Here is an 11,864-nt window from a genome sequence, read left to right on the forward strand (position 1 = left end):
GTGACACCATGTCGCCCGGCGGCGTTTTTTCAGGCGACGCCCAGATCGGACAGGATATCGGCCCCGGCACGAACCTCGTGACTGGATCCCCGGAAATCCTCGCCAACGGGCTCGCAGGCGCCACCCAGATGCCGTGCAAAGAACGCCTCGGCAATTGCGAGATAGGAGAGCTGGTTCGGCGGCCTCTGGAATCCGTGCCCCTCATCGGGATAGACGATGTAGGTCACGGGAATGCCTTTCGCCTGCATAGCCGCTGCGATGGTGTCGCTTTCCGCGATCTTGCAGCGAACGTCGTTGGCGCCATGAAAGATCAGCATGGGCTTCTTGATGTTGTCGACCTTGTTGATCGGTGAACGTTCGGCGAGCAGCTTGCGGCCTTCCTCGGTGCGGGGATCGCCGTAGCTGCGATACATGAATTCCGCAAAGCCGGCCCAATAGGGTGGCATCGACTCCAGCAGGGTTTGCAGGTTGGAGATGCCGACGACCGGCACGGAACAGCAGAAGACGTCCGGCGTGAAGGTTGCGCCGACGAACGAGGCCAGGCCGCCGTAGGACAGGCCGAAAATCGCGACTTTGTCCTTTTGCGCGATGCCTTCGGCGATCGCCCAATCGACCATGTCGATGAGATCGTCGTGCATCTTTCGCGCATGCTCTTTCTCGCTCGCCGCGACAAACGCCTTGCCGAAGCCCGTCGATCCCCGATAGTTGACCGAAAGCACGGCGTAGCCGCGATCGGCCAGCCATTGGTGATCCCTGCAATAGCCGTAGATATCCCGTCCCCACGGACCGCCGTGGACGATGAGGACCATCGGCAGCGGCCGAGGCGGGCGATCGCCATCGATGTCGGCGGGCAGCGTGAGGTACGAGACGAGGGGCAGGCCGTCGCGCGATTTGCCTTGCACTTCCTGCATCGAAGCGAGGCGGTAGGGCTTCAGCTCGGGGCGCGCCGAAAACAGCTCGGTGATGGTCTGCTTGTCGCGGTCAAGGAGATGATATGTGATGGGTTGATCCGGCGCGTGGCTCGCCACGACCCATCGGCGGCCATCGTCGCTTTGGCTCTCCACATAAAACGCGTGGTCGCGTAGTCGCGCCTTGATCAGATCAAGCTCGGCCGCAATCGCAGGCGTCAAAGCCGTCCATTCCTGCCGACCGGGATCGATGCAGACCGCTTCGGGTTCGAGTGTCCGGGTGTTGAATATGGCTCCCGTCACATCGGCGCGGTCGCTTGCGAACAAGACACGTTCGTCACCCGTGGACCAGTTGATGCTTAGCAGGGCCGACTTGTCGTGCGTGACGCTCGAAGTCATATGGAGGTAGTTGCCCTCCGCGTCGAAATTCCAGGGCCGGGTGCTGATGTAGGCCTCGTATGAGGTATCGCGCCAATGCGTGACCTCGCCGTCGTCAATACGCCAGAGCCGTGTGCCTCCGTCAGGCGCGTTGCTGTGCGCGTAGCGCGGCTTCAACTGCCAGTCGAGCCCGACGTAGTGGAACTCCTGGCGATTTTCCCAAACCAGGCTGCGTTCGCCGGTTGCGAGGTCGAGCACGTAGACATCGTGCCAGCGCGGGTCGCGATCGTTGAGGCTGACTGCAATCTTGTCGGGAACCATGTGCGACCAGTGCGTCGGCATCGCTCGGACATTGGCAAAGGGCGTGAGATCCCGGAGCTCTGAACTGCGGGGATCGACGACGAACAGGCGCAGATTCTCATCGCCGTTCTCGTCGTTGAGAAACATGATGTAGCGGCCGTCCGGGCTCCAACTCTGCCAGTTGATTGGTCGGCCCGTGGTGCGTGTTACGGGCTGGCCCGCCGCAATGCTGTCGACCGGAGAAACCCAGACGTTCAGAACGTCATCGACAGGGGCGAGCCAGGACAGCCATTGCCCATCTGGTGACAACTTGGTGCCGACGTAGGTCGGATTGCCAAACAGTTTTCGGCGCGGAATCAGAGGGCGAGCTGACATGTGGCGTCTCGTACGCAGGCGCGACTTCCATCACGCATCGTAGTGCTACGACATGTAGCATATACACGCGAAAACCTTGCGTCAACTCCAAGTAGAGCGCGTGCTCGTGGCGCGGGAAGCGCGCAAGAGTGCGCTCCCCAGAGGATTGAGATTGGCGCAGCTACCCGCCCTTGACGGCGCCCGCAGTGAGCCCCGCCACGATCTGTCGCTGGGCGAACACCGTGAGCAGCAGCACCGGGAGAGTGACGATTAGCGCGGCGGCGGCCAGGGGTCCCCAGCTCAACTGGTCGAACGAGATCATGTTGTAGACGGCGACGGGCAGGGTGCGCGTCTCGCGTCCAGCCAGCACGATGCCGAACACAAAATTGTTCCAGGAGAAGATCACGGCGAGGATGAAGGCGACCGCGATCCCGGGCTTGGCGATCGGCAGGGCGACATGGCGAAAGACCTGCCAGCGCGTGGCGCCGTCAATGAGGGCGGCTTCCTCCAGCTCCAGCGGCGTGGTCTCGAAATAGCCGATCATGATCCAGATCACGATCGGCACCGTCACGACGAGATGGATGATGATCTGCGGCACCAGCGTTCCGAGCAATCCCAGCCATTGGAACAGCAGGAACAGCGGGATCAAATAGGACAAGCCGGGCGTGATGCGCGCGATCAGGATCACGATCGCGGATTTGTGCGCGGCCATGCGCGCGATGCCGTAGCCGGCGGGAACGCCGACGAGCAGGGCCAGCGTGGTCGCGCCGCCGGTGACGATCAGGCTGTTGACGAAATAGGTCAGGAAGCGGTTGGAAGCGAGCACGTCGGCATAGTTCTTCCAGGCGATGCGATCGGGGATAAACACCGGCGGGTAGGCGGCATTGTCGACCTCGAACTTGAGCGACAGAGACGCCATCCAGAGGAAGAACAGGATCGCCGGCGACACGATGACGAACACCGACAGCCACAGACCGATCCTGCCAATGACCTGACGTAGGTTGATTTGACTTGGGCTGATTTGACCTGGGTTCATGCGCCGCTCGCAATTTCGGTCCACAGCATGCGCTGGCGGGCATAGAGCATCACGGCCGCCAGGGCGACGATGAGGAGGAAGAACACCACCGCGATCGCCGAGCCGTAGCCGAGGTCGTAATAGGTGAAGGCGACGCTGTAGAGATAGATGTTGATCGTCTCCGACGCCGAGCCCGGTCCTCCCTGCGTGATCGCGAAGATGATGTCGAAACTCTTCACGGCATCGATCATGCGGATCATGCCGGCGATGAACAGGAACGGCATGATCAGCGGCAGCGTGATGAAGCGGAACACCTGCCAGAAGCTGGCGCCGTCGATCTGCGCGCTTTCATAGGGCTCGGTCGGGATGGCGGCGAGGCCGCCGAGCACGATCAGCATGACCAGCGGCGTCCATTGCCAGGTCTCGACCAGCACGAGCGAGGGGATGACGGTCGCGGGGTGGAAGACCCAGAGCTGCGCAGGTATCCCGACCAGCGACAAGAGGTAGTTCAGCACGCCGAGCTGCGGGTGGAACATCATGGTCCAGACCAGCGCGATCGCGACGGGGGTCGCCATCATCGGCATGATGAAAATACCGCGCAGAAAGCCGCGGCCGGCGAATTTCTGGTGAAACACCACGGCTGAGGCCGTGCCGAGGATCAGGGGCAGCGCCACCGACAGCACGGTGTAGACCATGGTATGGCCCACCGCCTCAATGAAGCGCGGATCGCTCGTCAGCCGCAGATAGTTGGAAAACCCGACGAAGGTGGTCGGTGAGCCGACCTTCCACTCGTTCAGGCTCATCCAGATGGTGAAGACCCACGGGAAGATGATGATCGCGAGCACGACGACCAGCGCCGGCACCACGAACGGCCAGTAGGATGGCGGCCGCAACGCCTTCTCCGGCGCGGCATCAGACTGTGCCGCGGCCGGAGTCGATTGTGTCAACGCACTCACGCTTTTTCGCTGCGCTCCAGGATCGGCCGGTACTGATCGTGAGCCTTCTTCAACTCGGTCGCGGGATCGGCGCCCGATAGTGTCGAGGTGAGGGCCGCGCCGACGAGATCGCGGAATTCGGCGACCGGGATCACGACGGGAAGGCCGAGCTTGCTGATCTTGGCGGAATCGATCACCGACTGCAGCCACTCCTTGGGCATCTTCACGCCGTTCTGGACCTCGGGATCGCCGAGGATCGAGTTGCGGAACGGCACGCCGCCGCCGGCCTGCAGCAGCCGCGCGCCCTGCTGCTTCGAGACTGCCCACTGGCAGAGCAGATAGGCGGCTTCCTTGTTCTTGCTCGCCGCGGCAATGCCGATGCCGTCGCCATAGGTGGCCGAATATTGCCCCTTCGGTCCGGCCGGGACGACGGTGTAGCCGACCTTGCCGACGACGCGCGAGGCGGCGGGGTCCTCCAGCGGCGGCGCCCAGCCGACGCCGTCGATCCACATCGCCGAACGTCCTTGCGTGAACGAGGCCATCGACTCCATCCAGTTGAAGCCGGCGACGCCTGGCGGGGCGACCTTCGTCAGCAGCGTCTGATAGAGCTTTGTCGCCGCGACCGCCTCTGGACCGTCGGTCAGGATGTTGCCCTTGGCGTCGAGGAATTCGCCGCCATAGTTGAGGAAGAAGTTGGTCCACAACGTCATGTTGGCGTTGCGCAGGCCCCGTCCGACGAAACCGTAGGTGCCTTCCTTGGTGTCGGTCAGTTTTTCGGCGGCCGCGACCATCTCGTCGAGGGTCTTGGGGACCGCGACGCCCTTCTTCTGGAACAGCTCCTTGTTGTAGTAGAGGATGAAGTAATCGACCGACCAGGGCAGCGACAGCATCTGGCCCTTGTCGTTCTTGGCGTATTGCAAGCCGGCGGCCGAGAAATCGCTCTCGACGAGATCGGGTGCCGTCAGCGTCGGATCCTTCATGAAGGGCGTCAGGTCGGCGAGCCAGCCCCCCTTTTCGAACTGCCGCTTCTGGACGTGATAGCTGAGATGGACGACGTCGAAGCTCGGCCGGCCCGAGGTCAGCTCGATCACCACTTTCTGGCGCTGCTGCTGCTCCGGGATCTGTTCGGATTCCACCTGGATGCCGGTGAGCTCGGTGAACTCCTTGATGTTTTTTTGCAGGTTGTCGCCGCGCGGACCCTTGGCGAGGATCACCTCCAGCTTGGTCCCGGCGTATTTCTTCCAGTTGACCTCGGCGCGTGCCGGTAGTCCGGTCAGGCTGAGCGCGCCAGCCGCGGCGGTCCCCGTCAACAGCGTGCGGCGCGAGATGTTATGGTTGGCCACGTCAAATCCCTCCCTCTGATTCATTTTCTTTGGGAGGGATACTAACGGCCGTGCCACGCCTGCCTAGTCCTAATCTGGGGACTCAGGGACGCACGGCAGGCGTCTCCATCGGCAGGCCGCGCGCCCGCGACATCAGGTAGAGTTCAAGCGCGAGCAGCTCGGGCGCGCCGTAATCATAGGCCTGGGCGCGTACGCCGGTCATGCAACTGCGCAACCTTCGCTCGATCGACCCCAGCGTCTGCCACTCCAGGCGGTAGAGCGGATAGCCGGTCGGCTGCGCTTGCGTGATCGGCGCGCCCGCAAGACGCTTGTCGAAATTGTCGTCGTGGCAATTGGTGCAGGCGAGGTTGAGCTGGCCCTCGCGCCGCATGAAGAGGTCGCGGCCCTGCGCCACGAAAGGTTTCAGCTCCGGATCATCGCCGGCCGTGATCGCGACGCCGCGGGACTGGTGGGCGACGAAGGCGGACAGCGCCAGGAGGTCGCGGCTCTCGTAGGGCAGCGCCGGCGCCTGCTGATGATTGGCACGGCAGAGGTTGATGCGCTGGTCGAGGGTGACGGGGCGCGCCAGCGCCTTGTCGAAGGCCGGATAGCGCGCCGCGACGCCCTTCATGCTGGTCGTTGCATCGCCGTGGCAGTCCGCACAGGCCTTGTCGGCGCTGCCGGCCTTCTTCGCCCAGAGCGCCTCGCCGTCGAGCACGAAAAGCATGCCCGGATTGGACGTGTCGTCATCCTGCATCGCGCGCGTGTCCGGCCCCATGAACGAATAGCCGGAGCGGCGCGCGTCCGGCGGAATTTCGCCGGCGAGCAGGGCAGGGGCCGCGGCCAACAATGTTGCCGCCGCTATCGCGCGCCAAAAGATCATTCGACCGTGATCGAGGCCGATGCGGTCGACGAATAGCCGTTGTCGCCGATCCATTCGAATTCGAACTTGCCGCTCTCCTTCGCGACCGTGAAAAAGGAGAGATATGGGTTGGCCGCGATCGCCGGAAACAGGTCGGCGCGGAAAACTTCGGTGCCATTGTAGCGGCACGTAAAACTCGTGATGATGTCGCGTGGCACCAGCGCGCCGTCCGCGGTGTGGCGGAAGCCCGTTTCCATGATGTGCGAGGTCAGCGTGCGGATCTCGATGACATCGCCGCGTTTGGCTTTTGCCGGGACGTTGATGAGCGCGGCCATCAGTTCATCTCCTCGGTACAGGCGGCCAGCGTCACGACGATGTCGGCGGCGACCTGCCAGAAAGTGTCATCGGACATGCGTGCGATTGCCACCACCTTCTGGGTGTCGGCGAGCCGGATCCGGGTCGAGACCTGGGCGCGGCCGGAGGAGGGGTTGAGATAGAAATTGCCGATGTTCGGCTGCGGGTTCTTCTCGTTGAAGACGTGGATGCTCTTGACGTAGTCGTTTGCGGTCATCGGGCTTGCGACACTCACCGTCATCGGCACCGTGTTGCCGTTCTCGACCAGCGGTGGAATGTCGAGCTTGACCTTGCCGGTGCGAATCTGGGCTTCGCCGACGACGTTGCGGATGGCGGTGCTGAGCATCGCGGGCGTCGCTTCCAGCGGTCGCAGCGTGACGATCGGAATCGTTCCGGCGACCGTCGCGCCGCCTGCAATACTCAGGAATTGTCGTCGCGTGGTTGGCATGAAGCTAGTTCCGAAGCGTTACAAGAAAGGCCACGATGTCTTCGATCTCCGCGGCGGATAATATCGGCTTGCCGGCAAAATTGCGCCCGACCCGGACCAGCCCGTCGTTGCGATAATAGGACGGCATGATGGTCTGCGGGTTGTAGCGCGATGCATCGACCAGCCGCAGCCGCAACTGGCCCGCCGACCACCAGTTTCCGGTGCCGGTGAGATCGGGTGCGAGGTCACCCTGGAACCGCGCCTCCGGGAACGGACCGGAATGGCAAAGGATGCAGGTCGTGGTGCGCGCAACCACCAGCGCGCGTCCACGCGCGGGATCGGCTGGTGAGCCCGTGAGCGGCTCCGGGATGGTGTCACCGATGATCTTGTAGGGCACGAGCTCGTCGGCTCTTGCGCCGCAAGCCAAGGCAACGCCGGTGGCGATCAGCGCTGCGATATGAAGGAATTCTCTAGCCAAAGGTGTCCGCCGTGATGGTTTGAAACCAGCGTTCTGCCTCCGCGGCCTCGCGGGCGCGCAGCTCGCGCGGCGCATCGACCGGGCTGGTCGCGCCGCCCTCGACCTCGGCAAAGATGTCACCCCTGGGCTGGTAATTGCCGGCGAGCGAGAAGCCGTAGCCGGGCGCGGCGGTTGTATAGCAGACGCCGGTCAGCCGCGGCGCTTCCGGCGCGCGGCCCGCGAACAGGTTGACGATGGCGGCGGCGCAGGCCTTGCCCTGTGCGCTCGCGGCCGACGCCGATTTGGGAATGCCGCCGCCGAGGCAGGCATCGCCGATGACGTGGATGTTCGGGACGAGCTTCGACTCGAAGGTCACGGGATCGATCGGGCACCAGCCGGTCGCATCCGCCGCGCCCGCGATCTCGGCGATGCGGCCGGCGCGTTGCGGCGGGATGACGTTGGCGACATCAGGCGTGTAGTTGCCGAACTCGGTGATGATGGTCCTTGTCGAAGGATCGACCGAGGTGACGCGACCGCCCTGCGACAGCGCGATGCGCTCGATCATGTCGCCATAGAGCTCCTTCCACGCCTTCTCGAACAGCCGCTGCTGCGAAAAACTGTCCTTGGCATCGAGGACCAGCACCTTCGAGCGCGGCTTCTTCGTCTTCAGGTAATGAGCGATCAGGCTGGCGCGTTCGTAGGGCGCGGGCGGGCAGCGCGAGGGATTGGCCGGGATCGCGATGGCGACCGTGCCGCCGTCCGCCATTGCCTCCAGCTGCCTGCGCAGCAGCAGCGTCTGCGCCCCGGCCTTCCAGGCGTGCGGCATTTTTTCGGATGCCGCTTCGTCATAGCCGGGCAGGGCCTCGAAATGGAAGTCGATGCCAGGGGAGAGTACGAGACGGTCATAGGGCAGCGCGACGCCGTCGGTCGTCACGACGCTGCGCCGCTGCGGCTCGATCGTGGTGACGGCCTCGCCGATCACGGTGATGCCCTCGGCGGCCAGCTTGTCATAGTCAAACTGCTGCGCGTCGATCTCACGCAGGCCCGCAATCACCTCGTTGCTGAAGGGGCAGGAGGTGAAGACCGTGTTCGGTTCGATCAGGATGATTTGCAGGTTTTCCTGCGCGCGTTTCAGCGCGCGGGCGCAGGCCGCGCCGCCGAACCCGCCGCCGACCACGACGATACGTGCTGCCGATTGCGCGCGCGGGACCGATGGCCGCGCCAGCGTTGCGGCGGCCGCGGTGATGCCGAGCACGGCATTCCGCCGTGTCACCGGGCGCGTGGTCATCAGGATCATCCAGGCAAAAATGCCGCGGCGGCCGTTGCAGCCGCCGCGGCGTTTCTCAGGCGAAGGTGATGTTCTGGTCGCGCAGCGGCACCGAGCGGATGCGCTTGCCCGTCGCCGCGAAATAGGCGTTGAGCACCGCCGGCGCCGCGACGCCGATGGTCGGCTCGCCGACGCCGCCCCAGAACCCGCCGCTCGGCACCATCACCGATTCCACCTTCGGCATCTCGTTGATGCGCATCGAGTTGTAGGTGTCGAAGTTGGTTTGCTCGATCTTGCCGTCCTTGACGGTGCAGCCGCCGTAGAACAACGCGGACAGGCCATAGACGAAGGAGCCGGCGATCTGCCGCTCCACCTGCGCCGGATTGACGACGTAGCCGGGATCGGTGGAGGCAACGATGCGATGCACCTTGATCTTGTTGCCGTCGGTCACCGAGATCTCGGCGGCGCCGGCGACATAGCTGCCATAGCCCATGACCTGCGCGATGCCGCGATAGACGCCCTGCTGCGCCGGTTTGTCCCAGCCGATCTTCTCGGCCACGGCATTGAGCACCGCCAGATGCTTGGGATGGTTGCCCATCAGCTTGCGGCGGAATTCGAGCGGGTCCTGACCTGCGGCCTGGGCCAGCTCGTCCATGAAGCATTCCATGTAGATCGCGTTATGATTGACGTTCACGCCGCGCCAGAAGCCGGGCGGAACGTGCGGGTTGCGCATCGCATGCTCGACCAGGAGGTTCGGCACCGAATAGCCGAACGCGGCTTCGCCGGACTGGGCGACGCCCTGGAATGCGGCCGGATCCATACCGTTCTGCAGCGCTTCGGGGCGCAGCGAGAACAGGATCGACTGCCCGGACAGGCGGTAGTGCAGCGCCACCAGATTGTTGTTCGCGTCGAACGCGCCGGTCATCTTGCACTGGGTGATCGGGTGATACCTGCCGTGCGCCATGTCCTCTTCGCGCGACCACAACAGCTTGATCGGCACGCCCGGCATCTGCTTGGCGATCATGACCGCCTGGCGGACATAGTCGGTCTGGCCGCGCCGGCCGAAGCCGCCGCCGGGCATCACCTTGTACATGTCGCACTTCTCTGCCGGCAGGCCGGAGGCTTCCAGCACCGCCGCGAAGACGGCCTCGCCGTTCTGCGTGCCGCACCAGACCTCGCATTTGTCGGCCGTGTAGAGCGCGGTGGCGTTCATCGGCTCCATCGTGGCGTGGTTCTGGTAGGGGTAGTTGTAGACGGCTTCGACTTTCTTCGCGGCGCCGGCAATCGCGGCTTTGACATCGCCGTTCTTGTTGCCGACATAGGCCGGCTGCGCGTCGTCGAGGCCCTCAGCCAGCCACTTCGCGATCGACTCGCTGGAGACCTTGGCATTCTCGCCCTCGTCCCAGACGATCGGCAGCGCTTCCAGCGCGGTCTTGGCGTGCCACCAGGTGTCGGCAACGACCGCAACCGCGGTATCGCCGACCTTGACGACCTTCTTGACGCCTTTCATGCCGGTGATCTTGGCTTCGTCATAGCTCTTCAGCTTGCCGCCAAACACCGGGCAGTCCTTGATTGCGGCGTTCAGCATGCCCGGCAGCTTGATGTCGATGCCGTAGACCATCGTGCCGGTGGTCTTGTCGGCGGTGTCGAGCCGCAACAGGCCCTTGCCTGCGATGGTCCAGTCCTTGGGATCCTTGAGCTTGACGTCCGCCGGCGGCGTCAGCTTGGCGGCGGCTTCGGCGACCTTGCCGTAAGTTGTCGTCTTGCCCGACGCCTTGTGGGTGATGACGCCCTTGGCGACGGTGCATTCGGAGGCCGGCACCTTCCACTCGTTCGCGGCGGCCTCGATCAGCATCACGCGCGCGGTGGCGCCGCCCTTGCGGACATAGTCTTGTGAGCTGCGGATGCCGCGGCTGCCGCCGGTCGAGAAATCACCCCAGACGCGCTTGCGGGCGACGCTCTGGCCGGGAGTCGGGTATTCGGTCGTGACCTTCGACCAGTCGCATTCGAGTTCCTCGGCGACCAGCTGGGCCAGGCCGGTGAGCGAGCCCTGGCCCATCTCCGAGCGGGCGATGCGGATCACGACGGTGTCATCGGGCCTGACTACGACCCAGGCGTTGACTTCCGGCGCGCCGTCGGCCGCGCGGACCACGGCGGGGCCACCGAAGGGGAGATCGAGCCCGATGGCGAGGCCGGCGCCGACAGCGGCGGTGCCGATGACGAAGGCGCGACGGTTCATCTTGGGAGTAACATGCTTGTTCATGGGGCGGCTCCTCAGGCGCTGGCGATCGTGTGGATCGCTTCGCGCACCTGCTGGAAGGTGCCGCAGCGGCAGATATTGGTGATGGCCTCGTCGATATCGGCGTCGGTCGGCTTCGGCTTTTCGGCGAGGAGTGCGGCCACCGCCATGATCATGCCGCTCTGGCAATAGCCACATTGCGGAACGTCCTTGGCGATCCAGGCTGCCTGCACCTTGTGCAGCGTGTCGCCGGATGCGAGCCCCTCGATTGTGGTGATCTTCTTGCCTTCGGCCTCGCTGACCGAAATCCCGCAGGAACGGGTGGCAACGCCGTCCATGTGAACGGTGCAGGCGCCGCATTGCGCAATGCCGCAGCCATATTTGGTGCCGGTCAGGCCGGCATTTTCTCGAATCGCCCAGAGCAGCGGCGTATCCGGCTCGACGTCGAGCGTGAAGGTTTTTCCGTTGATTGTTAGGTTTGCCATCGCAAGTCCCCTGATTGGCCCAATCCACCGATCGGACTCAGGGAACAATGTGTCTGGCAAATTGGAACTGTTCAAATCAATAGTCCGAGGGGTGGCCAACAGCGAGGCTGGCATGCGCGGGGAAGAATGTTGGAAGCGCGGTGTTGCGTTGTGAACGGCGGTGCAAATCCGCAGCCGTTGGTCGCATCGAATTCGTTTGACTATCTGAGGGTATTGTACAACCTTTGGTTTGATGGATCATTAGTCCATCCTAAGGGAGAATCTTCATGGGCCGCATCGTCACGATCGATCTCGAAAAAGTTCTCGCGTCAGGTAACGATCTCAAAGCCAAGTCACCGTCCGGACTCACCACCCACGCCGATCTGCTCAGCCTTGCCAGCGACGTCAGCAAGGACCCGGTCTCCTATCTGAGCAGCGTTGGCGTACAGCTCGACGACCAGACGGCGTCGATGCTGCGGAACAAGCTGGCCACGCGTAGCGGCGGCGTACAGGCCGGTACGATCCATATCGACATCCTCTGATCCCGCATCTGCAGATCACGATGGCCGGCTGACCGGTTCG

At 63.8% G+C, this 11,864-nt stretch carries 12 protein-coding genes; 1 reads left to right on the plus strand and 11 read right to left on the minus strand.

Annotated elements, in window-relative coordinates; genetic code table 11:
• Positions 1–29: 29 nt before the first annotated feature.
• The 11 genes from J4G43_RS15655 to J4G43_RS15705 all read right to left on the minus strand — a co-directional run bounded on the left by J4G43_RS15655 (position 30) and on the right by J4G43_RS15705 (position 11,303).
• On the minus strand, positions 30–1,961 hold the full coding sequence (locus J4G43_RS15655; protein WP_208085355.1) for a S9 family peptidase: 1,932 nt from the start codon (positions 1,959–1,961) through the stop codon (positions 30–32).
• Between the two features lie 160 nt (positions 1,962–2,121).
• Entirely contained in the window at positions 2,122–2,976 is an 855-nt protein-coding gene (locus J4G43_RS15660; protein WP_210387335.1) for a carbohydrate ABC transporter permease, read from the minus strand.
• Entirely contained in the window at positions 2,973–3,911 is a 939-nt protein-coding gene (locus J4G43_RS15665; protein WP_208085356.1) for a carbohydrate ABC transporter permease, read from the minus strand. Before J4G43_RS15665 ends, J4G43_RS15660 begins: the two co-directional genes overlap by 4 nt.
• On the minus strand, positions 3,908–5,257 hold the full coding sequence (locus tag J4G43_RS15670) for an ABC transporter substrate-binding protein (protein WP_071915996.1): 1,350 nt from the start codon (positions 5,255–5,257) through the stop codon (positions 3,908–3,910). The genes J4G43_RS15665 and J4G43_RS15670 overlap by 4 nt, the downstream gene beginning before the upstream one ends.
• Positions 5,258–5,315: 58 nt before the next feature.
• On the minus strand, positions 5,316–6,095 hold the full coding sequence (gene soxA / locus J4G43_RS15675) for a sulfur oxidation c-type cytochrome SoxA (protein ID WP_208085358.1): 780 nt from the start codon (positions 6,093–6,095) through the stop codon (positions 5,316–5,318).
• The gene (gene soxZ, locus J4G43_RS15680; protein WP_014497100.1) at positions 6,092–6,409 is read right to left on the minus strand and encodes a thiosulfate oxidation carrier complex protein SoxZ; all 318 of its coding nucleotides are present in this window, start codon (positions 6,407–6,409) and stop codon (positions 6,092–6,094) included. The genes soxA and soxZ overlap by 4 nt, the downstream gene beginning before the upstream one ends.
• Complete coding sequence (locus tag J4G43_RS15685; RefSeq protein ID WP_063984851.1) at positions 6,409–6,876, minus strand: SoxY-related AACIE arm protein; 468 nt, start codon at positions 6,874–6,876, stop codon at positions 6,409–6,411. The genes soxZ and J4G43_RS15685 overlap by 1 nt, the downstream gene beginning before the upstream one ends.
• 4 nt (positions 6,877–6,880) lie before the next feature.
• Positions 6,881–7,333, minus strand: a complete 453-nt coding sequence (gene soxX, locus J4G43_RS15690; protein ID WP_071915994.1) for a sulfur oxidation c-type cytochrome SoxX — start codon at positions 7,331–7,333, stop codon at positions 6,881–6,883.
• On the minus strand, positions 7,326–8,609 hold the full coding sequence (locus tag J4G43_RS15695; RefSeq protein WP_208085360.1) for an NAD(P)/FAD-dependent oxidoreductase: 1,284 nt from the start codon (positions 8,607–8,609) through the stop codon (positions 7,326–7,328). The genes soxX and J4G43_RS15695 overlap by 8 nt, the downstream gene beginning before the upstream one ends.
• A gap of 46 nt (positions 8,610–8,655) precedes the next feature.
• The gene (locus J4G43_RS15700) at positions 8,656–10,842 is read right to left on the minus strand and encodes a xanthine dehydrogenase family protein molybdopterin-binding subunit (protein WP_208085361.1); all 2,187 of its coding nucleotides are present in this window, start codon (positions 10,840–10,842) and stop codon (positions 8,656–8,658) included.
• Positions 10,843–10,853: 11 nt separating this feature from the next.
• A complete protein-coding gene (locus tag J4G43_RS15705) occupies positions 10,854–11,303 on the minus strand; it encodes a (2Fe-2S)-binding protein (RefSeq protein ID WP_014497095.1) in 450 nt (149 codons plus the stop codon).
• Between the two features lie 266 nt (positions 11,304–11,569).
• On the opposite strand from J4G43_RS15705, the gene J4G43_RS15710 reads away from it, so the two are divergent.
• On the plus strand, positions 11,570–11,824 hold the full coding sequence (locus J4G43_RS15710) for a hypothetical protein (protein ID WP_028150121.1): 255 nt from the start codon (positions 11,570–11,572) through the stop codon (positions 11,822–11,824).
• Positions 11,825–11,864: the final 40 nt, after the last annotated feature.

Origin of the sequence: Bradyrhizobium barranii subsp. barranii, from assembly GCF_017565645.3 — a bacterium.
Lineage (GTDB): Bacteria > Pseudomonadota > Alphaproteobacteria > Rhizobiales > Xanthobacteraceae > Bradyrhizobium > Bradyrhizobium barranii.